Origin of the sequence: Aureibaculum luteum (assembly GCF_003449015.1) — a bacterium.
Classification (GTDB): Bacteria; Bacteroidota; Bacteroidia; order Flavobacteriales; family Flavobacteriaceae; genus Aureibaculum; species Aureibaculum luteum.
Map to the genome: position 1 here is coordinate 1 of NZ_QRGD01000008.1, position 26,273 is coordinate 26,273.

20 protein-coding genes and 1 pseudogene are annotated in these 26,273 nt (G+C 31.7%); 2 read left to right on the forward strand and 19 right to left on the reverse strand.

The annotated features are described in order from the left end of the window. From D3P13_RS16530 to D3P13_RS16615, 18 genes and pseudogenes are all read right to left on the reverse strand, one after another. Positions 1-2,528, reverse strand: a pseudogene (locus D3P13_RS16530) (hypothetical protein); the annotation flags it as partial. 421 nt (positions 2,529-2,949) lie between these two features. Continuing rightward, positions 2,950-4,008, reverse strand: a complete 1,059-nt coding sequence (locus tag D3P13_RS16535; protein WP_198680053.1) for an ATP-grasp domain-containing protein — start codon at positions 4,006-4,008, stop codon at positions 2,950-2,952. Continuing rightward, complete coding sequence (locus tag D3P13_RS16540; protein ID WP_117883993.1) at positions 3,986-4,228, reverse strand: DUF6095 family protein; 243 nt, start codon at positions 4,226-4,228, stop codon at positions 3,986-3,988. The genes D3P13_RS16535 and D3P13_RS16540 overlap by 23 nt, the downstream gene beginning before the upstream one ends. Further along, a complete protein-coding gene (gene murQ / locus D3P13_RS16545) occupies positions 4,215-5,036 on the reverse strand; it encodes an N-acetylmuramic acid 6-phosphate etherase (protein ID WP_117883994.1) in 822 nt (273 codons plus the stop codon). Before murQ ends, D3P13_RS16540 begins: the two co-directional genes overlap by 14 nt. Before the next feature lie 54 nt (positions 5,037-5,090). Next, positions 5,091-5,903: a DUF4249 domain-containing protein gene (locus tag D3P13_RS16550; protein ID WP_117883995.1), complete on the reverse strand. Its 813-nt coding sequence runs from the start codon at positions 5,901-5,903 to the stop codon at positions 5,091-5,093. 7 nt (positions 5,904-5,910) lie between these two features. Further along, the gene (locus tag D3P13_RS16555) at positions 5,911-8,286 is read right to left on the reverse strand and encodes a TonB-dependent receptor (RefSeq protein ID WP_117883996.1); all 2,376 of its coding nucleotides are present in this window, start codon (positions 8,284-8,286) and stop codon (positions 5,911-5,913) included. 152 nt (positions 8,287-8,438) lie between these two features. Then, entirely contained in the window at positions 8,439-9,899 is a 1,461-nt protein-coding gene (locus tag D3P13_RS16560) for a TolC family protein (protein ID WP_117883997.1), read from the reverse strand. 128 nt (positions 9,900-10,027) lie between these two features. Continuing rightward, entirely contained in the window at positions 10,028-11,389 is a 1,362-nt protein-coding gene (locus D3P13_RS16565; protein ID WP_117883998.1) for an ABC transporter permease, read from the reverse strand. Between the two features lies 1 nt (position 11,390). Then, complete coding sequence (locus D3P13_RS16570) at positions 11,391-12,638, reverse strand: efflux RND transporter periplasmic adaptor subunit (RefSeq protein ID WP_117883999.1); 1,248 nt, start codon at positions 12,636-12,638, stop codon at positions 11,391-11,393. 86 nt (positions 12,639-12,724) lie between these two features. Further along, the gene (locus tag D3P13_RS16575) at positions 12,725-14,950 is read right to left on the reverse strand and encodes an NADP-dependent isocitrate dehydrogenase (RefSeq protein WP_117884000.1); all 2,226 of its coding nucleotides are present in this window, start codon (positions 14,948-14,950) and stop codon (positions 12,725-12,727) included. 436 nt (positions 14,951-15,386) lie between these two features. After that, positions 15,387-16,112, reverse strand: coding sequence for an NADase-type glycan-binding domain-containing protein (locus tag D3P13_RS16580; protein ID WP_117884001.1), 726 nt, complete (start codon positions 16,110-16,112; stop codon positions 15,387-15,389). Positions 16,113-16,903: 791 nt separating this feature from the next. After that, on the reverse strand, positions 16,904-17,254 hold the full coding sequence (gene rplS, locus D3P13_RS16585) for a 50S ribosomal protein L19 (RefSeq protein WP_117884002.1): 351 nt from the start codon (positions 17,252-17,254) through the stop codon (positions 16,904-16,906). A gap of 114 nt (positions 17,255-17,368) precedes the next feature. Beyond that, complete coding sequence (gene trmD, locus D3P13_RS16590; RefSeq protein WP_117884003.1) at positions 17,369-18,055, reverse strand: tRNA (guanosine(37)-N1)-methyltransferase TrmD; 687 nt, start codon at positions 18,053-18,055, stop codon at positions 17,369-17,371. A gap of 70 nt (positions 18,056-18,125) precedes the next feature. Further along, entirely contained in the window at positions 18,126-19,766 is a 1,641-nt protein-coding gene (gene glgP, locus D3P13_RS16595) for an alpha-glucan family phosphorylase (RefSeq protein ID WP_117884004.1), read from the reverse strand. Positions 19,767-19,893: 127 nt separating this feature from the next. Further along, positions 19,894-21,381, reverse strand: a complete 1,488-nt coding sequence (locus D3P13_RS16600) for a T9SS type A sorting domain-containing protein (protein ID WP_117884005.1) — start codon at positions 21,379-21,381, stop codon at positions 19,894-19,896. A 177-nt stretch (positions 21,382-21,558) separates the two neighbouring features. Continuing rightward, positions 21,559-22,605, reverse strand: coding sequence for an AI-2E family transporter (locus tag D3P13_RS16605; protein WP_117884006.1), 1,047 nt, complete (start codon positions 22,603-22,605; stop codon positions 21,559-21,561). A gap of 31 nt (positions 22,606-22,636) precedes the next feature. After that, positions 22,637-23,536 (reverse strand): peptide chain release factor N(5)-glutamine methyltransferase, encoded by a 900-nt coding sequence (prmC, locus tag D3P13_RS16610; protein WP_117884007.1) that lies wholly within the window; start codon positions 23,534-23,536, stop codon positions 22,637-22,639. Continuing rightward, positions 23,537-24,013, reverse strand: coding sequence for a GNAT family N-acetyltransferase (locus D3P13_RS16615; protein ID WP_117884008.1), 477 nt, complete (start codon positions 24,011-24,013; stop codon positions 23,537-23,539). It abuts the gene before it with no gap. Positions 24,014-24,040: 27 nt separating this feature from the next. On the opposite strand from D3P13_RS16615, the gene ribD reads away from it, so the two are divergent. Together ribD and D3P13_RS16625 are read left to right on the forward strand one after the other, a co-directional pair. After that, entirely contained in the window at positions 24,041-25,087 is a 1,047-nt protein-coding gene (ribD, locus tag D3P13_RS16620; protein WP_117884009.1) for a bifunctional diaminohydroxyphosphoribosylaminopyrimidine deaminase/5-amino-6-(5-phosphoribosylamino)uracil reductase RibD, read from the forward strand. Positions 25,088-25,139: 52 nt separating this feature from the next. Further along, positions 25,140-25,718, forward strand: coding sequence for an IMPACT family protein (locus D3P13_RS16625; protein WP_232829223.1), 579 nt, complete (start codon positions 25,140-25,142; stop codon positions 25,716-25,718). Here D3P13_RS16625 and D3P13_RS16630 read toward each other — a convergent pair whose 3' ends face one another. Next, the gene (locus D3P13_RS16630) at positions 25,719-26,123 is read right to left on the reverse strand and encodes an acyl-CoA thioesterase (protein WP_117884011.1); all 405 of its coding nucleotides are present in this window, start codon (positions 26,121-26,123) and stop codon (positions 25,719-25,721) included. Between the last annotated feature and the right edge of the window lie 150 nt (positions 26,124-26,273).

A 26,273-nucleotide genomic window follows, 5' to 3' on the forward strand; every position in this document is an offset into this window, starting at 1 on the left:
CCATTTGTACCAGCATCACCTTTTTCACCTTGGATACCTTGAGCACCTGTTGCACCATTAATTCCATTCGTTCCGTCAGTACCATTTGTACCAGCACCACCTTGAGCACCGTCAATGCCATCAATTCCATTTGCACCGTTAGTTCCGTCAGCACCATTTGCACCCGTATCACCTTTTTCACCTTGGATACCTTGAGCACCTGTTGCACCGTCTACACCATTAATTCCATTAGTTCCGTCAGTACCATTTGCACCAGTATCACCTTGTTCACCTTTATCACCTTTAGTACCATTCGTTCCGTCAGTACCATTTGTACCAGCACCACCTTGAGCACCGTCAATGCCATCAATTCCATTTGCACCGTTAGTTCCGTCAGCACCATTTGCACCCGTATCACCTTTTTCACCTTGGATACCTTGAGCACCTGTTGCACCGTCTACACCATTAATTCCATTAGTTCCGTCAGTACCATTTGCACCAGTATCACCTTGTTCACCTTTATCACCTTTAGTACCATTCGTTCCGTCAGTACCATTTGTACCAGCATCACCTTGAGCACCGTCAATGCCATCAATTCCATTTGCACCGTTAGTTCCGTCAGCACCATTTGCACCCGTATCACCTTTTTCACCTTTTTCACCTTGGATACCTTGAGCACCTGTTGCACCGTCGGCACCATTCGTTCCGTCAGTCCCATTTGTACCAGCATCACCCTGTTCACCTTTATCTCCTTTAGTACCATTCGTTCCGTCAATACCATTTGTACCAGTATCACCTGTTAAACCTTGAATACCTTGAGCACCTGTTGCACCATCGATACCATTTGCACCCGTATCACCTTTTTCACCTTTATCTCCTTTAGTACCATTAGTTCCGTCAGTACCATTTGTACCAGCATCACCTTTTTCACCTTGGATACCTTGAGCACCTGATGCACCGTCTACACCGTTAATTCCATTCGTTCCGTCAGTACCATTTGTACCAGCATCACCCTGTTCACCTTTATCTCCTTTAGTACCATTAGTTCCGTCAGCACCATTTGTTCCATCAATACCGTTAATTCCGTCGATACCATTTGTACCAGCATCACCTTGTTCACCTTTAGTACCATTCGTTCCGTCAGTACCATTTGCACCAGTATCACCTGTTAAACCTTGAGCACCCGTTGCACCGTCAGCACCATTTATACCAGCATCACCTTGTTCACCTTTATCTCCTTTAGTACCATTTGCACCAGTGTCACCTTTTTCACCTTGAGCACCCGTTACACCGTTAGTACCGTTTGTTCCGTTTGTACCATCAGTTCCTTCTAAAGAAGTTAACCATGCAGCTTCAGTTCCTGAAAAACCATTAGCTATAGCTACTTGATACGCTGAATCTCCATCATCACCCTTATCACCTTTTTCTCCTTTTAATAGGATTGGTGTTAAATCAATTTGTTCAGTACCACCATTTTCTAATGTTAATGTAATAGTGTTGGTTGTGTTATCTAAACTAAAATCCGATATTTTTTGATTGTCTGTATTGTCTAAGTAATTACTTAAATCGACCGTACCACCATCTTCTAAAGTTAAGATGTTGTTATCAATACTTAATTTTTGATCATCAGAACTAGAACTAGCAATATCTACAGTTTGTGTATTCCCATTTTCTAATGTAATGGTAAGCATAGAACCAGCTAAACTAAAATCAGATATTTTTTGATTGTCTGTATTGTCTAAGTAATTACTTAAATTGACAGTACCACCATCTTCCAACGTTAAGATGTTGTTATCAATACTTAATTTTTGATCATCAGAACTAGAACTAGCAATGTCTACAGTTTGTGTATTACCATTTTCTAATGTAATGGTAAGCATAGAACCAGCTAAACTAAAATCCGATATTTTTTGATTGTCTGTATTGTCTAAGTAATTACTTAAATCAACCGTACCACCATCTTCCAACGTTAAAATGTTGTTATCAATACTTAATTTTTGATCATCAGAACTAGAACTAGCAATGTCTACAGTTTGTGTATTACCATTTTCTAATGTAATGGTAAGCATAGAACCAGCTAAACTAAAATCCGATATTTTTTGATTGTCTGTATTGTCTAAGTAATTACTTAAATCGACCATACCACCATCTTCTAAAGTTAAGATGTTATTGTTGATACTTAATTTTTGATCGTCTGTATTTATGAATTTTGATAAATCTACCGTACCACCATCTACTAAACTAAGGATGTTGGTATTTGAATCAAAGCTTAATTTTTGATTATCAGTACCTGTATCACATAAATTGGTCCAGATTGTGGAGTATTGAAAAACACATTTTTCATCAGTATTGTAAACTAATGCTCCATTTAAGGGAGTCATATTGTTCATCTCAATGTTGGTTATTCTTGTCAAAACAAATGCTTTGTTAGAGCTCTCTAGCTCCAATAAAGAAGAAGAGTCTATAGTATTTGGGTTTTCTCCTATTTTAACCTGACCGTAGACAGCAGATGAAACTAGAAGAAGGAATAAAAATTTAAATATTTTCATAGCAGGGGTATTTACTTTTTTTATCTTTTTTAAATTGAAATTATTATGCATGCATAACTGTTAATTAATGATGTAACAACTTCAATGGTGTTCTTCCCCAATAAAAGCTATTGTTTTTTTTGTAAAATAATTGGAAATGAAAAAGTTAGACTATCAATAAAACAGATTTATACAGCTGTTTTTATCAATTTGGTTAACTTAGCATCAAATAATTAGTAATAACTCCCTAAAACCTAAAAATGATGAAAGATTTTAAAATCAGAAATTATTTTATTACTTAAGATAAAATTTTGGGTTATTCGTAAAAGGTTAGTAATTTCATAGTTCCACTTATGTTGTATTGGGAAAACGGCGAAATTTCAATAATATTATGCGTGCATATTATTTACACAGGTTAATTATGGGAGGTATTATACTTATTTTAATGTTTTTTAAGTAATTGAGCATATGCTTTCAACCAAAACATTTCTTTTAAAAAAGGAATAAGTGAAGGGTAAGGTATTTTAAAGTTGTTATGGTTTTTTCTGGCAATCTTATTCATTATTCTCCAATGATTTAAGATTGTTTTTAGAGACACAAAATAGTTAGATTTATCAGTGTCATAAATATGGGTAGGTTCCGCAATTACACCGTTAAGTTCAAGTATTTTAAAATCTTTCGCTTTTTTTAGTTTATCTAATGTTTTAAATTTTATATCGAAACGACCATAGTTGAAATCGGGTATATTTGCAGTTAATTTATCTAAAAATTGCTCTAATTCATTATCAATTAAATGATTCCCATTAACAAATTGAGTTCCTTTAGAATGGTTTCCTATAACCGTTAGCCTTATAATTTCTCCTCTATTAGGAATAGTATTAAGTTTGTTTTTATGTAAATTCTGAAATAACTTATAGTATAAAAAGGCACGATTATCAATTAAAATTAATTGAGATAAGTTATCTACACCATTACCAGTAACAGTAATAAATTTCTTTAATGTAATAGAAGTAATTTTACCTTTGTTTTCTCCTGGAATTTTATAATAAAACAAGCCACATTCTTCAGTAAATGCTGCATATTCTTGTAAAATAATGTCTATTGATATTTCTTTAAGATAATTTTCTAAATCAGTTATGGTGTCAATTTTTTTAACCAAAAAACCTCTAAAACCAATATCTGGCTTAGCTATTAAGGGAAAAATTATTTGTGCTTTTTTTAAAGAATCTAAAACTGAATTAAATTCAGTAGTTGGAGAAATTAGTAAGGATTTAGGGATATAAGCTTCAGGTAATAAACCAAGGGTTTTATATTTAGATTCAGTACCCATCCCCGAATATTTAATAGCTGGATTTACTGCTAAAAAAAAAGTTAAACTTCTGGCTAAAATTGATTTATATAAGAAATAGGGGATAAGGGGAACATAGAATAGATAGGTAGGCCAATGTTCGGAATGAAAAATTTTTGTTAATAAAATTCTAGCTCTTATCATTCGCTTCATCCTTGTCAAAAATAAATCTTGAAATTTTCATTAAGCCATATGCAGTTGACAAAATTGCAACTAACCCTAAGGCTAACCCTAAAATCAAAAATATATAATTACCATCTTTTTTCAAAGCTTTAAACCCAATTGTAATAACTACTGGGGCAATAAAAAACAGCGGAAAGGCTATGCCTAAAAATTTTAATGCACCAAATAATGTGGGTTTATTCTTTTTCAAGGAGATAATTATTTATGGCATTTCTAACATTACCATATTTTTTAATGAGTGTTTCTGCTAAAGGTCTTTCAATATTAAGTTCTTTCATTAACATTTTATGACCTCTATCTACTAGTTTATTGTTAGAAAGCTGCATGTCAATCATTTTGTTACCTTTTACTTTTCCTAACTGAATCATAATGGTAGTTGTAATCATGTTTAGCACCATCTTTTGAGCCGTACCGGCCTTCATTCGTGAGCTACCTGTAACAAATTCAGGCCCTACAACTACAACAATAGGATATTTTGCAGTTAATGCTAATGGACTTGCATCATTACAAGTAATACAACCTGTAATAATTCCTTTTTCATTACATTTTTCTAAGGCAGAAATAACATAAGGTGTTGTACCTGATGCTGCAATACCTACTACAACATCTTTATCTGAAATATCATAGTCTTGTAAGTCTTTCCAGCCTTGCGTTTTAGAATCTTCCGCATTTTCAACTGCTTTTCTAATAGCAATATCGCCACCTGCAATTAAACCAATTACAAGATCAAAAGGAACACCAAAAGTTGGAGGACATTCAGAGGCATCTAAAACACCTAATCGACCACTTGTGCCTGCTCCAATATAAAACAAACGTCCACCATCTCTCAATTTAGGAACAGCTGGTGTAACTAAATTTTCTATTTGCGGAATTGCTTTTTCTACAGCTTGAGCTACTGTTTTATCTTCATTATTTATATTGGTTAACAATTCATTAATACTCATCTTGTCAAGATGAGTATAATTAGAGTCTTGTTCGGTGGTTTTAGTAAAGTTCATTTTATTATTGTGGTTAGTACTTAAAATTCAAAAATACATTATTTTTTATTCAACTTACTGAATTTCGTATGTGAATTCATCTACTTCTGATAATCTGAAATAGCCTAATGGATAATTTTCTTTGTTTGTTGTATTAATACAGTTGCCTCTCACAGTAGCTGGTTGCGTTTCAAAAGGCCCTCCACCGCCATCACTTGTCTGTTGTAAAAGTATAAACATAAATTCATAATATCGCTCAGAAGTACCATAAGACCTTATTTTTATTTCGTTACCAACTTCTAAATCCTCATCAGAAAAGTAGGCAAATATCTCATTACCATTGACAAACTCATCTTTAAAAACTTCTAACGTAGGTAATGTGGGTATATCATTCGAAAATTCAAGAAGATAGTAATTGTCTTCATTTTCAGGATCTTGTGTATAGGCTTTAATTTCATAGTCTTCAGCTAAAAAACCACCAGTTTGGCTTTGCTCAATGCGTGTTATTGGACTAACAGATTTTAAGGTTTCTGAGGCAATATAGGTTTCGCTATTATAAACTATTGTTAATTGGTATGTTTCATCAATAACAGGGCTAAATGTATTATTTGTATAATACCCAGAATCACCTTCTTCGGCAAATACAAATTCAGTATTTTGTGAATTGGTTATTTTAACTTCAGCATTATTAGCAGGAGGAATAATTGTATCGAAATAGGGAGCAGAAAGGCTTAACTTAATCAATTGTGAACTACCGGAAGTTCCTTTTAGCCAGTTGATTGAGGCGTCAATAATCAGTCTTGGTTCTGATTGAGGTAAATCTACATCAATAACATCTTCACAAGATATAAAACCAATCAACACAATAAAAAACAATATTTTTTTCATAATCTTCTTAAAATCTAAAATTATAAGATATAGAAGGAACTATACCGAAAATGGATAATCGTGTGGCTTCGTTAACCCCAGTTTCATTATTAGTACTAAAATTTATGGAAGCGGCATTTTTTCTATTGTAAATATTATAAAGACCAAAAACCCATTCGCTTTGCCACCCTTTGTTCTTATTTGGCTTTGGTACATAATTCGCTGAAATATCTAAGCGATGATACGATGGTAATCTAAATTCATTTCTAGCTGTAAAACTAGGAATAGTAACACCATTATATTGATATTGCGAATTAGGGAAGGTAGTGGGTTGACCCGTTTGAAATAAAAAATTAGAGCTAAAGGTCCATTTTTTATTCAACTCATAACTTCCGGTTAAAGAAATATCATGGGTTTTGTCATATCCTGTTTTATACCAATTGCCATTATTTATACCAATTTCTGAAACTGTTCTTCCTGGAGTTTTTTGTTCAGATCGAGATAAGGTGTAAGCCAACCAACCTTTAAATTTTCCTTGATTTTTTCTCAATAAAAATTCTAAACCATAAGCTCTTGCTTCACCATTAAGTATAACTTGCTCAATAGCATTGTTCGCAATTAAATCTGCTCCATCAACATAATCAATACGGTTTTTAATATCCTTAAAAAAACTTTCCACTTCAACCGAATATTTATCATCATTAATACTTTTAAAGTATCCAATAGCGTATTGATTTAGCAATTGAGGTTTTATGTATTTACCGCTAGGAGCCCAAACATCTAAAGGCGTTGGTGAGCTGGTATTAGATAGTAAATGCAAATACTGACTCATTTTGTTATAACTCAACTTTACGGATGAGACATCATTTAGTTGATAAGCTAATGAGAATCGAGGTTCTAAATTACCAAATGATTTTATGGTTTCACTTCTTTTTAGTGATTGCGTTCCGATGGGTTCCGCTTTCTCATAAATCTGAAGGGCTTCGTTAAAAATAATAGGATTATCATTTTCATAAATATTTAATTCGTCCTGCCCTAAGCGAATAAAGGAACTGTATCTCAATCCATATGATAGGGCTAACTTATCAGTTAGCTGATGTTCAGCATCAATGTATAATGCATTTTCAAAAGCATATTTGTCTATTAACTTAAAACGATTAATACCTGAAGTTGGCGTTGACGGTTCAATTTCGCCAGGATTGAATTTGTAATAAATACTATTTAAACCATATTCTAATTTAAATGTATTACTCAAATAGTGTTTAAAATCATATTTAACATTAAAGTTTTGGATACCTGAATTCCAATTGAATTCTACTAAATTTAATTTTAACCCATAATAGTAATCCGAATAAATCAATGAAACATTAGAAAATAATTTATCTGAAAATAGATGATTCCATCTAAAATTTACGACGGTATTTCCATAGGTATTTTGGAAGCTATCAGAAATACTAAAAACATCTCTACCAAAATAGCCAGATAAATATATATTATTATTTGGGTTTAATTTATAACTTAATTTAGTGTTTAAATCATAAAAATAAGCCACATTGTCAAGATCAAAAAGGGGTAAAAATAAATGAGCATACGAACCCCTACCACCGAGTAAAAAAGATCCTTTGTCCTTTTTTAATGGGCCTTCTAACAGTAACCTACTTGAAACAATGCCTATACCGCCATTGGCATGAAATGTTTTACTATTCCCTTCTTTTTGATAGATATCTAAAACGGAAGAGACTCTACCACCATATCTAGCAGGTATACCTCCTTTATATAATTTTAAATCTTTTATAGCGTCGGGATTAAAAACGGAGAAGAAACCAAATAAATGTGATGAGTTATATATTGTTGCTTCATCTAATAAAATTAAATTTTGATCTGCAGCACCACCACGGACATTGAACCCAGATGATCCTTCACCAGCATTAGTAACTCCGGGTAATAATGTAATAGATTTTATAACATCAACTTCTCCTAGTACCACAGGCATTTGCTTTATTGTAGCGGAAGTTAGTGCATTAACACTCATTTGCGGTTTTCTGATATTGAGTTTTTCGACATTTTCTTTTATGATAACTTCATCTAGTGCTTCTGTAGTTTCTTCTAAATTAAAGTTTTTAGAAATATCATTTTCTAAAATGATACTCGTTTCAATATCTTTAAAACCTATATAGCTTATGAGCACATTATATGTTCCTTCTGGTAATGTTATAGAGTAGAACCCATATTCATTCGTAGTGGTACCAGTTTGTAACTCGGGAAAAACAATTGAGACTCCGATAAGCGTTTCATTACTGGATTTTTCTGAAATAGTTCCACTTAATGTGAATTTTTCTTGAGAGAAAAGGTGAGTCCCATAAAATAAAAGAAATAGGAGTGAAGTTAGTTTTAGTTTGCTCAAATTATCAAATTTTCAAGTAAAAATATTAAAAAAAGCCGCTTGAAAGCCGCTTTTAACTTTTATTTAATATAATATTAAATTTTAATAAATAGAATTTATACAATTGATTTGGCTTATTACTTCTTTATTATGCCTTAAAATTGATCTAAATTTTATTCATTAAAGATAGCATCTGAAGTTATTTTTTTATCGTTTAAAAAATCATAAAGCGTTAATTTTCTTAAGATGTAATAATCTACCCAAAATTTCTGTAAAGAATTTAAATATTGAACGGCAGCTTTGTCTTTTTCTTCTTGTGCTAAATTTAAATCAGTAATTGATATTTTTCCTAAAATATATCTTTTTTTCGTGATGTCATATCTTTTATTTCCTATTTCTTGAGCTTTCTCAGAGGTTAATAGAAATTCTCTTTGATTGGACCAATTCAGCGTATGCAAATAAATTTCTTGTTCAAAAGCTTGTTTTTCCTGCTCTATATTATTATTGAGTAAGTCTAAATTAGCTTCTGCCATTTTACGTCTCGATTTTGAAACGCCCCAATCAAAAATGGGTAGTCCAACAGATAAAGAAAAATACTGTTGTTTATTGTAATTTTGATACAGCTCATCAAATACATCACCTTGTTGAGAAATTCCGAAATTAGCATTCAAACCAAGCGTTAATTTGTTACTACCTTTAACTCTTGCCAATTCCTTTTCTGACTCTAAACGTCTTCTTCTAAATTCAATTACAGCTTTTCTGTTGTTTTGAGCTTCTGCCATTGCTTTTTCAACATCAACAGTAAAAAGTGATAATTTATTTGGTATTTCTAATAGAATATTTTCGGAATCTAGCTCTAAATAACGGGCAAAATCTTGTGATGCCTTTTTTAACGAAATAGAAACTGTTGTAAGTTTATTTTTAGAATTTAAAAGAGCAAGTTCCATTTGTAACAGATCGTTTTCTGCAATTTTGCCCATTCTAAATCTACCTTTTGCAATTTGAAACAATGTATCTTGGTTAGATAAGTTTTTTTCTGCGATATCTAATTGTGTTTGAGCATTGAGAAGGTCAAAATAACGACTGCAAGTATTTAAAGAAATTTGCTCCATATTTTCAATAAAATCTCTCTTTGATTCCTCATATATAAGAGGTTCAATTTTTTTATTCCATTTAAAGGGATTGTAAAATATTGAATTTTGAGAATAACTTAAGGAAAACGGTACGACTGAATAACCCGTATTTTCGTTATTTCCATAAATATCAACTCTTTCTAGACTAGAGCCAACCGATAAGGTACCTCCTGTATAAGGAATATTTTGAGATAAAGATAAGTTACCTTCTATTCTGGATTGGTTTTGATTTACAAATATATCTTCACCTAGGTCATTCGTAATTCTTTTGGTATAATTAGAGAATTCAGGTAAGGTAGCACTTAATTCTAATTGAGGTAAAAAACTAGCTTTGTAATTTTTAAATCGCCAATAACTAGATTGATTTTTATTTAAGTTGGTTTTATAGTCTGGTGATTTTTGCCTAGCAATTTTTATAGCTTCGTTTAACGTTATCTTTTTCGATTGACTAAAAGTTATAAATGGGAAAGTAACTAAAAGTACGAGTAATATTTTTTTCATTTGAATAAAATTTAGCCAACCCCTTGGTTTTATTTATTTATGGTTGTTATTATTGTTTATTTCATATAGCTTCCTCTTTGCATATTAAATGATAAATACAGAAAGTAAAGTATTATTATACAAGGTGCTTATTCATCTCTAATAGCTTCAATGGGTCTCTTGTTAGCAGCTGCTCTAGCTGGTGCAATTCCAAAGACAATTCCAATAATTATTGCTACAAAAAATGATAATATTATTGAATTAATCGATAATATGGTTTCAATACCAGTTGCAAATTGAATTACATATGCTCCAATAATTCCTACAATAATTCCTATGATTCCACCACCAATGCTAATAAGAACAGATTCTGATAAAAATTGTAAAATCACATCTTCTTGAGTTGCCCCAATGGCTCTTATAATACCAATTTCTTTGGTTCTTTCTAACACTGAAGCCAGCATTATATTCATAATTCCAATACCTCCAATTAATAAAGAAATACCAGCAATTATACTTAACACAACATTAAAAATTTGTTTCGTTTTTTGCTGCTGTTTTAAAAGTTGTATGGGGATGGTAATTTCAAAATCCAACACATCATTATGCCTCCGTTTAATCATTCTACTTAAAACATCGGCTGTAGCTTGAAGTTCATTTGTGTTGTTTACTTGAACTGTTAATTTATCAATTTGATGATAATTTCCTCTAGGAAACCTTTTTTTAGGCCCAGTATTTTGATTTTGAAAATTGCTAATGTCTATATTGTCTGTAATAATTTTTCGGTCCCTATATCTAACTAAAAATGTTTTTATGGGTATATACACATCCTGATTTAAGTCTCTAATGCCTAAATTTTCTTGAGCTTTTTCTGAAATTAATTTATCTTCAATAATTCCTACAACTTGGAGCCAAACATTTTTTACCTTTATATTTTTACCGAGTGCACTTTCTCCGGTGAATAATTTTTTCTCTACTTTTTTACCAATAATACAAACAGAAAGGGCATTTGAAGTTTGATATTCTGAGAAGTTAGATCCAGTTTCAATATCAATGTTAGAAGCTTTGAAAAAAAGCGGGCTAACCCCAATAAGTTTTACCGAATTTTGTTTGCCATTATTAATTACATAGGTATCTAAAATAATTTCTGGGCTCACTAATTTTACCGAAGGAATGTTTTTCTGTATACTAAGGGCATCTAAAATATCTAGACCTTTAGAAAACCTTTTTGGTTCACTATTTTCACCTACCTCTTCATATTCATCGCTATTACTTGAATCTTCATTGTCAGGTAAAGGAGTAATAACAACATTGTTAACTCCCACTAACTCCAATTGAGCTAAGATTTCTTTTTCAGCTCCGTTACCTATTGCTAACATCGCTATTACTGCAGCTACACCAAAAATTATACCTAACGCCGTTAAAAAGGTTCTTACTTTGTTCGTGATTATTACGCGATAGGCTTCACTAAAATTGGCTTTTAATTTTTCTATAAAGATTTTATCTACCATTCTATTTTTGCAATAGCGTTATAGTATTGTCATCTGAATTTTCTGGCTTGTTTAAGTAAACAACATCATTTTCTTCCAGTCCTTTGGTAATAATAACCATTTCATTATTGGCTAACCCAAGTTCAACTTGCTTTTTGTTGATAGAATATCCTGATTTTACAAAAGTATAACTAATTGAATCTTTAGAGAAAATAGCCTCAAGAGGTACCATAAGTACATCTTCTTCTTCATGCGTTAGAATGCGATTAGATGTTGTCATTCCAGGTCTAATATTTTTATTTATCTCATTCAATTTTATTAAAACTTGAAATAATTTTATATCCGATCCTCTTTTGTTTTCACCTACATTAGCAACATCAGTCACAATACCATCTAGTTCTATATCGGGAAAAGCATCAAAACCAATTTTAACGACTAAATCTTTTTTTATTTTTCTAATATCGACTTCATTACTATACGTTTTGGATTCCATTTTAGTCAAATCTGGTAAACTAGCAATTGCAGGTTCCCATGGAGAGATGGTAGAACCAACTTTCTTTTTTGTACCATTCCAGTCCTTAACATAAGTAACCATCCCTTCATCTTCAGAATAAATAGTAAATTCCTTTTGTAAACTGTTTAATTCTTCAATTTTCTTTTTGATTTTGGAAACTTCAGTGCCAACTTCAATCATTTTGGCATTAGCTTGTCTTTTTTTGATCGAGTAATCTTCTTTCTTTTCTCTTAAATCTCTATCAAGTTTTTCAAGTTTTATCTCTAATTGTCTGATTATTGAAGGAGCCTCATAGATAGATTGCTTTGCTTCCAATTTAGCTTCTTCAATCTCAAATTGCAAATCTTTAATTCCGTTTCTTTCCTGTTTTAATGAAAGGGTAGTGTCCAACTGCTGCTGTGTATATTTAGATTGTGCATTTTCTAAATTTAATAAGGCGTCGTTAATTTTCCCATTAACCTCAGATGCATCTAGTTTACCTATATATCCACCTTTTTTAACGACAGTACCTTCAGCTACCAAATCTTGTATTTTTAGCTGATAGATATTATGTCGTCTGGCGTTTATAGGACCATTTATATCTTTCGAACTCGTAGATTGAGCTTCGCCAGATATAATTACTTCGTTTTTAAAAGTTCCTTTTTGTACTTTTGCTGTGAGCGATATATTTTCGTCATTTTCCTTTTGATAATAAAAATAACCTATTATTATAAGTATAACAATACCAGCTGCAATTGCAAGCTTTTTTTTATTCATGACATACGTGGGTTGATCGTTTTTTCAAAAATAGTAAAAAAGAAATTGAAGCAGTGAGATATTTCGTTAATATGCTCTTAAAATTGCTAAATGCTACTTATAAGGTCATTAAATATTTTGTCCGGTCTCATTGCTTCAGTTACTAAAGATTCTTTCGGAGCGTAATATCCATCAATGTTTACAGCTACACCTTGTATTTCGTTTAAGTGATTTACAATTTTACTTTCATTAGACTTTAATTCTTCTGCAACAGCCTTAAAATGCATTTGTAATTCAGCATCTTTAGTTTGAGAAGCAAGAGCCTGTGCCCAATATAAGGTTAAGTAAAATTGACTACCTCGGTTATCTAGTTCACCTACTTTACGTGAAGGGGTTTTACTTGTTTCCAATAACTTATCGGTAGCGTCATCTAATGTTTCCGCTAAAATTTTAGCTTTTTCATTATTATTTACATTTCCGTAATAATCTAAGGATACTGCTAATGCTAAGAATTCGCCTAAAGAATCCCATCTTAAATGGTTTTCTTTTAAAAATTGTTGCACGTGTTTTGGAGCAGAACCACCCGCCCCCGTTTCAAATAAACCACCACCATTCATTAAAGGAACGATAGATAGCATTTTAGCACTTGTACCTACTTCCAAAATAGGGAAAAGGTCCGTTAAATAATCACGGAGTACGTTACCACTAACAGAAATAGTATCCTCTCCGTTTTTTAATCTTTTTAGCGTGTATAATGTTGCCTCTTCTGGCGAAAGAATTTTAATTTCTAGTCCTGAGGTATCGTGGTTCGGTAAATATTGATTTACTTTTTTAATTAATTCAGCGTCGTGAGCTCTATTTTTATCCAACCAAAATACAGTTGGTATTTGAGTTGCTTTTGCTCTATCAACGGCAAGTTTAATCCAGTTTTGGATTGGAGCGTCTTTAGCTTGACACATACGCCAAATATCACCATGTTCTACATTGTGTTCTAATAAAACGTTTCCGTTTGTATCAATAACTTGAACCTTACCATCACTTTCTATTTCAAAAGTTTTATCATGAGAGCCATATTCTTCCGCTTTTTGAGCCATTAGACCTACATTTGGAACTGTACCCATAGTTGTTGGGTCAAATGCACCATTTTCTTTACAAAATTCTATAGTAGCTTCATAAATACCTGCATATGAACTATCAGGAATCACAGCTTTTGTATCTTGTTGTTTTCCATCAGCATTCCACATTTGTCCAGAAGTTCTAATCATTGCTGGCATGGATGCATCGATAATCACATCACTAGGAACATTTAAGTTTGTAATACCTTTCTCAGAATTGACCATTGCTAGAGCAGGTCCATTTTTTAAATCAGCTTCAATATCCGCCTCAATTTCTTTTCGAGTAGCCTCTGGTAATTCATCTAATTGAGATAGTAAATTTCCAAATCCATTATTAACATCAACTCCAATTTTATCTAAAACAGCGGCATGTTTCTCAAAAACATTTTTAAAGAAAACACGAACAGCATGACCAAAAATAATAGGATCAGAGACTTTCATCATTGTAGCCTTCATATGTAAAGAAAATAACACCCCTTTTTCTTTAGCATCTATTACTTGTTCTTCTAAAAATTCAATCAATGCTTTTTTACTCATTACAGTAGCATCAATAATTTCACCTTTTAGTAATTCTAAATTTTCTTTTAGAACGGTTGTTTTGCCTTGATTGTCTGTATGTAATATTTTTATAGATGTTGACTCTGGAAGCGTAACTGATTTTTCATTATGGAAAAAATCACCATGAGACATCGTTGCAACATGTGTTTTAGAACTAGAAGACCAAGCTCCCATAGAATGCGGATTTCTTTTGGCGTAATTCTTAACCGCTTTTGGAGCTCTTCTGTCAGAGTTTCCTTCACGTAATACTGGATTTACAGCACTACCTTTAATTTTTTCATAACGACTTTTGATACTCTTTTCTTCATCGTTCTGCGGCTCATCCGGATAGTTGGGTAGGGCATAACCCTTAGATTGTAATTCTTCAATTGCAGCCTTTAATTGCGGAATTGAAGCACTTACGTTTGGTAATTTAATTATGTTCGCTTCAGGTTTATTAACTAATACTGCTAATTCAGCCAATGCATCAACGACTTTTTGATCTTCTCTTAAAAAATCTGAAAAAGCCGCCAAAATTCTTGCAGCTAAAGAAATGTCTTTGGGTTCAATTGTAATACCCGAAGATTTAGTAAATGCTTGTACTATTGGTAAAAAAGAAGCCGTTGCTAATGCAGGAGCTTCGTCTGTTTTTGTATAGATAATAGATGCTGATTTTGACATGTACTCTTTTATATTAATTAATTTTTTTTGATTTAGCGAAAGCAAATCTACACATAAAAGCATAAAATTCTATATGATTTAAGAATTTGTTAGCATTTTACTTCAATTTCTTTATATGCAAAAAGCACCTTTAATAAAAAGGTGCTTTTAGTTGATGCTCTTTTATTGATATTATCTATCGTGTGCTAAACACCATGTTAACATAAAGTTTAAGAACAATACATCTTGAATCTAAAACTCATAGTATTTTCAAAATAAAAAACAAAAAGGGGTAAATTATTATTTTGAATTTAGATTCAAGTGGTTAAAAGTACACTTAAAAGCCTTGAATTGTGTGAATTGTGTAATGTAATTTGTTAACTTGATATGAACAACAGTTATAAACAAATGTTAATAACGGACGTGTAAGAAATTTCTTTTTTTTATCTAACATTTATTAATGATCTCCTGTACCATCAAAATTAATTTCAGAGATGCACAAATCCTCATATTTTTTTCCAGGATAGATTTTCATGATCTTAAATTCAAAAGTTAGACTGGTATCTGCTAAAAATTTTTGAACATCAATAGTAAATTTTTGAACATTTCTTACATCTTCAAGTTCAAGGTAAGCATAGTGTTTACCATTTATACTTAAGGCTATCTTTTTTGCTCTACTATTATTTTTCCAAGTAGATTCTGACTTTTGGTATCCGTTATAAATTTGTATTTGATGAATTGATAACGTTCTTGTTTTCCCAAAAACAAAAGTAATTTGCTCACCAATACCTCTGTTTTTATTTGTAGCCCAAGTATTGGACAAGTCAAAATCATGGATATTCCATGCTTTATAGGTATCAGAATCGTCAAGCGTACTGCTGGCGATAACATTATTTATTAATGCAGCACAATACCAACTGCAACCAGGAGTATCCGTTGAATTGGGTGGCGTATCCATTTCATGCAACTCTAAATATTCAACATCTAATTTCGATATTCCTTCAGGCCCCATCGTTTCATAATCATTTTGAATACGATTTAATTTACTTTGAATCTTCTGATATACTTTTATGCCACTTTCAGAAATATCATGACTTTTACCTAGTTCGGGTGTAATTATTTTTTCAGTAGCTAATTTTAAATTTTGAGCTATTGTAAAAGAACTAAAACAGGTTATGGTCAATATGATTAAAAATTATTTTATAGGATGTATCATGTAGTAGTATGATTTTAGAAAGGTTAGAAGTAACATATAACGCATAAAACTGCCTTGCATTACTATTAATAAAATATTCAATAAAAATAATCAAGTAGCGGTTAAAAATATCCCCTGTAAAGAAGTGAAATAGAGCTACTGAATATAGGGAGTAAATAGAGGGAACTTCTTATGATTTTTAAAAACAATAGAAATAGCTGTTATCAATGGGTAAGACTTTTATAAAAAACTAAAGCCATAACAGAAATTAATTTCAATTATGGCTATTAGCTGAAATAGTTAACTCAAGTTTATGATGACTTGCGAATCATAATGACTATTAAAAAATAGTGTACTCAGTTAAAAATTTCTTTAAAATACATTTACAATCAGTAAGATGTTACAATCTAAATTGTATCATTATGCTTGTAGTTGCATTTTAAGTTGTTTTAATAACAGTGACAATTCCAATTATTCATGCTAAACACTTGGTAAAGGTTTTGTATTAAAACAATAAAAAGAACGTTCTTTTCAGATTTTTAGTAAACTAGTTTGAGCTATTGTCTGGTACGAATACCAAACGTAATATCTAAATCAGATGTTTACTTTAAAATCTTATCTCAAAGATAACTAAGTAATATGGATTTAAAAAAAATGTAGACTTCTAGTTATTAATAAGTTTTGAGTGGGGTTTATTAACATTTGTTAAAAACTTAAGCTCATAGAAAAACCCCAATTCTTTAGAAGAAATGGGGTTTGATATATTGAACACTAATTGTTTAGCGTTGTACTTCTTTAATTCTAGCTTTTTTACCAGTAAGTTTTCTAAAGTAGAAAATTCTAGCTCTTCTTACGGCACCTTTTTTGTTTATTTCAATTTTTTGAATTGCAGGTAAGTTAATAGGGAATATTCTTTCAACACCTACAGTACCAGACATTTTTCTAATTGTAAAAGTTTCAGATAAACCAGAACCTCTACGTTGAATAACTACACCTTTAAAAAATTGCGTACGTTTTTTTTCACCTTCCTTAATTTCATAATACACAGTAATTGTGTCTCCGGCAGCAAACTCAGGAATTTCATTTTTTGCTACAAATTCGTTTTGTACAAATTTTACTAAATCTTCCATTTTTTATATTTTGAGAAAATTTCAAAGATCAACATTCACGATTTTCGTCAGAGGTTGATTTTGAGTGTGCAAATATAATAAATTATTTTTGAAGTGAGTTGTGAAATGTTAAAATTATTTTTCACTCTTTTTTAATAAATCAGGCCGTATGTTTTTTGTCCTTTCTATAGCTTTTTCTGTTCGCCATTCTTCAATTTTAGGAAAATTACCTGATAGTAATATTGCCGGTACTTTTAATCCATTATACTCTGAAGGTCTTGTATAAACGGGAGGAGCCAACAACCCATCTTGAAATGAATCACTTAAAGCAGAGGTTTCATCACCTAAAACTCCGGGTATTAATCGGATAATACTATCTGATAAAACAGCAGCTGCTAATTCGCCACCACTGAGTACATAATCGCCAATTGAAATTTCTTTAGTAACTAATAAGTCGCGTACACGATGATCTATACCCTTATAATGGCCACATAAAATAATAATATTCTCCTTTAAAGATAACGTATTTGCTGTTTGTTGATTGAGCATTTCGGCATCTGGCGTCATATAAATCACTTCATCGTAATTCCGCTCTAATTTTAACTTTGAAATGCATTTATCAATGGGTTCAATCATCATCACCATGCCAGATTCTCCACCGTAAGGTGAATCATCTATTTTTCCATATTTATTAACTGCATAATCTCTTAAATTATGAAAATGAATTTCCACCAATTTTTTATCAATGGCTCTTTTGATTATTGAATGCTCAAAAGGACTTTTAATAAGATCAGGTGAAACAGTAATTATATCTATTCTCATATTATTTTAGGTGCATTTTATATAGACTTTCGTTTGTTATTTATCATTAACAAACGAAAGTCAATTAGAACTAATAAAGCTCTTTATAGTATTGTGTTGCCATACGTTTACTTCCAAATTCTGGAAGTACATCATCAATACCATTAAATACAATTTCTTGCCATTTTTTTGGCGAATCATAGTAAGTAGGTAATACTTTATTTTCTAAAATATCATAAAGGCTTTCGCTATCCAGTCTATCTTGATCCCAAGAAGGTAAATTATGATCTACTTCAGGAAAAACGAAACAGTTTTTGCTATCTTTTACAAATTCTGGTATCCATCCATCATTAGTAGATACATTTACAGATCCATTCATTGCAGCAGTCATTCCACTGGTACCAGAAGCTTCTCTCGTTATTCTTGGCGTATTTAACCAGATATTTGAACCTTCTTTTAGTTTTTTTGATAATTCAATTTCATAACCAGTAAGTACGGTAATATTTTTTCTAGGTTTTGAGTAGTTCACTAAATAATTAAAACTATCAATAGCTCCATAATCAAATGGATAAGGTTTACCTGCCCAAATAATTTGTACCGGATATTTTTCATTTGATATGAGTCTTTCAAAACGCTCAATATCAAAAAGTAATAAGTCAGCTCTTTTGTAACCTGCAAAACGACGTGCCCAAACGATTGTTAAAATAGTTGGATCAAATTGTTTGCCTGTTTGCATATAAACTTCGGAAAATAAATCTGATTTTAATTCCGTTTTTCTTTTGGTAAATGCCTTCGCGTTTTTAGTTTTAGCGGCCTTCTTTATTTTATCATCTTGCCAAAATTTTTGATTTTGAGCATTGGTTATAGGAATAATTTTACTCACACCTTTAAAGTCTTTCCACATATCTTGAGAAACCTTAGCATGCAATTTAGAAACCGCGTTTGATTTTTTTGCCATTCTTAAGGCTGACACAGTATAATTGATCATTCCTCCATTAACAGCTTCTTTCGATAGTTCATCGTTAGATAAGTTTCTTCCAAAAAATCCACAACGGTTTAAGAAACGAGCTTCACGTTCCTCGTTTCCTGCTTTTTCTGGAGTGTGGGTAGTAAAAACCATTTGGCTCTTTTTTACACCTTGATCTCTTAAATAATAAAAAGCGGGTAAACCATGGCCTTCATTCAAATGATAAACATCTGCTCCTCCTAAGGCTTCAACAATTTTTGCACCAGCAAGACCCAAAACGATACTTTGTGATACACGTGTTACTTCATTAGAATCATAAAGATGATTGGTAATAGTTCTAGATAAATGGTCATTTCCTTCCACGTCAGTGGTTAGCAAATAGATAGGCACAGTACCAAAGATCTCTGGTTTTAGTACCATTGCTCGTACTTTTACAGCAGGATTATCATGTAGTTTTATCTCAACCTCTAAGCCTGAATCTTCTAAAAAATCGAAATGTTTTTCAGTGAAATCAGCTTTCATGGTTTGATCTTCATTCCTGTTTTGATCATAATAGCCATATTTCCATAACATACCAATACCGATCTGGTTTTGTTTTAATTCAAAAGCTGAACGCATATGTGAACCGGCTAAAAAGCCTAAACCACCTGAATATATATTTAAAGCTTGGTCAATTCCAAATTCCATACTAAAATAGGCAACTTTTTTACTGAATTTTTTTGCTGGAGTGTAGGGATGATACCACTGATTGTATTTCGAAGACATAATTATTTTAATTTATTTTTGAAGCTACAAAAATAATACAATTTATGACCGAAATTATGTATTTCGAATAAGTTTTTATTGAGAATGTGATAGGTTAACAGTCAAGAAACCTAATATTAATACTAACTTATTTTTCAATAACAATTTTCTTGTTTATTATAGTATTCTCAAGTTGTATGGTTAATAAGTAAATTCCGCCCGAAATAGTGGAAACATTAATTGTAGTATTAGTTAGGTTCAACGTTTTAATTTTCTGCCCGTTCATATTAAATAAGGCGATGTTCTTAATTTTTTGCCCACTATCATTATCGATGGTGATTTGATCCTTAACGGGATTAGGATATATGTTTATTGAATTTTCTAAGATATTATCATACACGGCTAATGCTGAGTTATATATGGGTAGTTCTACTACATAGCAATCTATCGATTTGCCATCATCAGAGCCACTCCAGTCAGATCCAAAAAGCACTCTAGTGCCGGTAGGACTTAAAACAGCATGTGGTTCACCCCAATAATCAAATTGATCTTCGTCAGCTCTATGATGACCAATTCTATATACTTTAATGTTGTTTTTATCCGCTTTGGCAATGACCAGCTCTTGATCCAATAGTGTTTGTCCATTTTGTCCACCATCTTTATAGCCAACCAGAGATGCTGCTACCCATCCGGGTTGTGTGTTTTTATGTGCCAGTGCGGATATATGAGTACCCGATTGTGTGTAATTATACCCTAGTGATTCGCTGATAATTGAAAAGCATTCTCCACTTGCCATGTTATGAGCCACAATATCTCCTGTACAACCACCTTGTGATGTTGGGTCAAAGGCAACGGCGAAATAAGCATCGTTCCCATTCGCTAATTTTCCCATACAAGAATGTTCGCCTTTTAATTCATTTAATGTGGTTTGTATATTTCCAGCCGAATTGTAAGATATTTTATCATGGTAGAAGTAATTGCCTGATGGTGTTGGCATAGGGGCAAGGTAATTTATAGTGTTGATATTAAATGAGGTTGTTACTCCTGTTGAAATTTTATAATAAAAAGCACTGCTATTATCGCACCTAAAACTAATGATGTCAGAGTCCCATGACATCATTTGTACGTCATTACCTAAACTTATATTACCATTGCAGCCTGATGCTGTATCTAAATTGACTAAAATTTCTTTAGAGTTAGTGTCTACATTGTATTTGATAAAATCATCGGACGTAGCTTCTAAATAGTAAAAGTATTTGGGGTTGTTAAAGTCCCAAAATAGTTGTTCTATATCATCTGGCTTAACATCTAACGTTTTAATAAATTGATAAGTTGTTCCGTTTAAAAGTAAGTGACCTTTACCAACTTGATAAACAAGCATATAAGATTCATCTGCATTCCAAGCTTGTATGGTGCTATACATTGGTTTTATAATTTCACCATTAGCTGCATTTGTAATACGTCTAATCGTGGTGCCAAAAGAAGGGTCGGTAATGGTTTGAAGATAGCCCGGTTTATCAATATTTTGCATTGGTCTGTTGGTTAAATCATTTGCAACAAGACCGTAGCCTAAATCTTGTGAATACGTAAAAGTTATGAAAAAAAAAGTCAAGAATAAAGCAATACAGCTCCTCATAATGTTAGCGTTAATAATTTTCAATTAAATTTTTCACGATTAAGTAGGGGCTGAATTCAATCAAATTAATCGTAATATCTTTTAAAAGAAAAACACATATAAGGGAAATGTGTTTAGCGTTTAAGAGCTAAAGATATTCAAAGAATCTAAAGGAAATCTAAATTTAAAGAGCGGGTATTATTTTTTGACAGGTAACGGAATTACGGTGTCGTTTCCGGAAATAATATTTGCTATTCCTCTTGTTTCTGGGTATTGTTCTAATATGATTTTTATGAATACCGTTATAGGAATAGACATTATCATACCTGGAACACCCCAAATAAAGCCCCAAAACATTAACATTACCAATACGGTAATAATATTTATGGAGAATGATTTCCCCATAAAAATTGGTTCTAAAATACTTCCGAATAAAACTTGTACTCCCGTAATTGTTAAGACAAAAAATAGTAAAATACTATTAGGATCTAATTCTACAAAAGCAAATAAAGCTAATAGAATCACAGTTATAAAGGAGCCAATCATTTGAACAAAGTTTATGACAAAGGCGAACAGTCCCCAGAAAATTGGAAAACTAACATCAAAAAAGTAACATGCTAATCCAGTAAAAATTCCTGTACCTAAACTCACTAAAAATTTTACTTTAATGAATTTTATTAAGTCTTTCTCAATTTTCATAAAAGTCTTTACAGAAGTATGCTTTTGTTTAAGGATGGTATTGTTCATGAGTTTTTGAACATTAATAGACTCAGCAAGCCATAAAACAACGAAAAATGCAGTCATCAAAGTCATTGTTAACGTATTACCAATATAACTAATGGTTGAGCCGAAATTGTCTTTATTAAGAAAGTGGTTTAAAAAATTAGTATCTGCCCCTTGTTCAACTCCAAAAATATCTTGGTAAGAATTTAAAATAGCTACTAATTTTATCTGGGCTTTTTCGATAAAAGCTTCATTTGTAGCAATTATTTCCCTACTAGATAATTGTATCAGTTCGGCTATAATTTTTAGGCCACCTATAATTATAAGTATAACTATGGAGATGCTTATCGCTTTAGCTATTCCTTTTTTTTGTAACCAACGCAACAATGGTAAAAATAATAATGCAATAAACATTGAGAATACCAATGGTATAAAAATAAATGAGAGTATATTTAATAAATAGAATACTACAGGTACTACTAAAATTAGCAATAATGTATTTGTTGTTTTAAGATTATTCATTAATGTCGCAAAATTTAATTTGCAAAGTTAATTAAAGATTTGATTTGTTAGTTGCTTTTAACATTCTTTTGTTTCCGTAAATATCTTCTCTTATTTCAATCATTTCAAATCCCTTTTGTTCTAATAAAAGAGCGGTCTCAGAAGCCAAATATTGATTGATCTCAAAATAAATCAATCCATTTTCTGTTAAGTTCTCTTTGGCAAATTCTGCGATTTTCTCATAAAACAAAAGAGGGTTATCGTTATCTACAAATAAGGCTAAATGAGGTTCGTTCTGTAATACATTATTTTGCATTTCTTCTTTCTCCAATTCACGAACGTATGGTGGGTTGCTTACAATAATGTCATATTTTTTTAATAAGGTAGTGTTAAGTTTACGAGGTAAGTTTACAATGTCTTGTTCAATGAAATTGATATCAACATCGTTTACTTTTGCATTCTCCTTTGCGGTAGTCAAAGCATTTTTGGAAACATCTAAAGCACTTATCTTAGTGTTAGGGCATTTTTTAGCGAGGCTAATCGCAATACAACCGCTACCAGTTCCAATGTCTAATATTGATGTTCGGCTACTGTCTGTATCTTTTTGATTTGAAATTTCAGAAATCCTATCTGAACAAATCCAATTGACTAATTCTTCTGTTTCAGGTCTGGGAATCAACACATTTTCATTAACTTTAAATATAAAGCCGCAAAATTCTGTATTCCCTAAAATATATTGAATTGGCTTTTCTTGCTTTAAAAGTGCTATAGAATTTTTAAATTGACTCAAATGCTGAGTAGATAATTCAATAGTAGGCTCTAAAAAAACTTCCTTTTTTTGTAATTGTAAAAACCCTTCAATTAATAAATAATAAATTGATAAAATTTCATCTTTAGGGTAAATGTCCGTTAATTCATCTATAAAAAGAGATTTTAATTGTAATAAGTTCATTTATAAAGTTTTTAGCATCCAAACGCTACATGAGCTGTGACCAGTATCACCTAAAGAGCTTTCTAATGAGGTGAAACCATTCTTTTTGTATAAGTGTATGGCCGCCTCCATTCTCGGGTCCGTTTCTATGTAACATGCACTAAATCCGAAGTTTTTCGCTTCTTGTAAGCATTTTTTTATAAGGACGCTACCTACACCTTTACCTCTGGCAATAGGGCTGAAGTACATTTTTTGAAGTTCGCAAACGCCTTCAGTATTATTTTTTAAAGCTTTAATTCCAGCACCACCAACAATTTTATTTTCGTTTTCTATAACAAAATAAACTTCTTTGTTTTTTTGATACGACGCATACATTTTTGTGGTTTCTATATCTTCATAAGCAGTACCATTAGTAGGTAAGCCAAATTCTAATATAGTTTCTTTAATTATTTGTTCTATTTCTTGATTATCTTTCGGTTCTATTTTTCGAATAATCATATCTTTTTAAATCTGTATTTTTGCGATGTGAAGATACATGAAAAATACATAAAACGCTGTTTAGAATTGGCAAAAAACGGATTGGGTTTAACAAGACCTAATCCCATGGTGGGTTGTGTTATTATATGCGATGATGCTATTATTGGAGAAGGTTTTACCAGCCCATATGGAGGGAATCACGCAGAAGTAAACGCGATTAATTCAGTGGTAGACAAAAGTAAGTTGCAAAAATCAACACTTTATGTGAGTTTAGAGCCATGTAATCATTATGGAAAAACGCCTCCTTGTTCTGATTTGATTGTTAAGCATAAACTTCAAAAAGTTGTTGTGGGATGTGTAGATCCGTTTGAGGCAGTTGCAGGAAAAGGTATTGATAAATTAAGAAAATCGGGTTGTGAGGTAATTGTTGGTGTTCTAGAAAACGAATGTATTGCGTTAAATCGTCGCTTTTTTACTTTTCATAATAAAAAAAGACCTTTTATTATATTAAAATGGGCAGAAACAACAGATGGCTTTATTGCTCCTGTTAAAAGAGTTGTAAAAAATGAACCAGTATGGATTACCAACCGATATTCACGTCAATTGGTGCATAAATGGCGAGCTGAGGAACCTGCTATTTTAGTGGGTACTAATACCGTGATGCAAGACAATCCTAAATTGGATGTGCGAGATTGGGCTGGAGAAAATCCGTTGAGATTGGTATTAGATAGAAAATTACGAATTCCAGATAGTTGTCATGTTTTAGATGGGGGAAATAAGACCATCGTGTTTAATGAAGTCGAAAACAGAGAAGAGGAAGCCTTAGTCTATTGTAAAATTAATTTTTCAGAAAATGTTCCTCAGCAAATTTGTAATTATTTATATCAAAATGAAATTCAATCAGTACTAATAGAAGGAGGTGCTAAAACGTTACAATCTTTTATAGAGGCTAATTTATGGGATGAAGCGAGGGTTTTTGTTGGAAATTCAACTTTTTATGATGGAGTAAGAGCTCCTTATATTAAAGGTGTTGAAATTTCAAAAAAAGAAATTAAGTCTGATTCATTAAAAATTTTGGTTCCAAAGGTTTTGTAATTAAATTTGAGTAAACATTAAAATAATAAATATCGATACCTATAAAACCATATTGAAAGCTTCGGAAGAAGTAATATTTAAAGATAGAGGTAGTAAGTTTTTAGGCTATGCCTATCCTTTAATTGATGAAGAAAATGTAAAGCAACTTGTTGATAACCTTAAAAGTCAACACCATAAGGCGAGACATTGGTGTTATGCATGGCAAATTGGTGTAGAAGATGTGCATTATCGTGTAAATGATGATGGTGAGCCTAATAATTCTGCAGGCCAACCTATTTATGGGCAAATTCTATCCAAAGACATGACGAATGTTTTGGTCGTAGTAGTTCGTTATTTTGGTGGTACTAAATTGGGGGTTGGAGGCTTAGTGAATGCTTATAAAACGGCGGCACAACTTGCATTGGAGTCATCGAAAATAGTGATCAAGACTATAAATACGAAGTTTCAATTATCTTTTGAATATGCTCAAATGAATGTTGTAATGAGAATTATCAAAGAAACAAATGCGGATATAATAGAGCAAATAATGGAAATGAAGTGCGAATTCGTAATTGCCATAAGAAAAAGTGAAGCTAAAAAGTTGCAATTAGTCTTAGAAGAATCAAGGCATATACATTGGAAAATTATTTGATTAAAAATAAGGATTAATTTTTTCTAAAATATACTCAGGAGCTTTCGTTGGTCGGTTACGTTTTATGTCAATAAAAACTAAAGTTGTAGTTGCTTTTGTTAATAACTCATCCGCTTCATTGTAAAGTTCATAGGCAAAATCTATTTTAAATCCAGGTAGTTTTATCAAAGTAGTTTTAAGGGTAAGTAGGTCGTCATATTTAGCAGGTTTTAAATAGTTAATATTCATATTGATAACGGGAAGCATAACGCCAAATTCTTCCATCTTTTTATAAGACAAACCTAGGTTGCGAAGCCATTCAACTCTACCCATTTCAAAGTATTGAGCGTAATTACCATAGTACACATATTTCATTTGATCGGTTTCTCCGTAACGTACTCTAATATTTATTTCATGGTTCAACATAAATTTGCTATATTTGAAGACGAGTGTAATAAAAAAAAAGTTGAAAAACAAGGATAAAAAAATTTTTTATAATAAAATTTATTCACATTTTTGTAGCTCGAAATAAGAGAGAGCATAACCCCAATTTTAAGCTCTTTTTTAAACTAACAA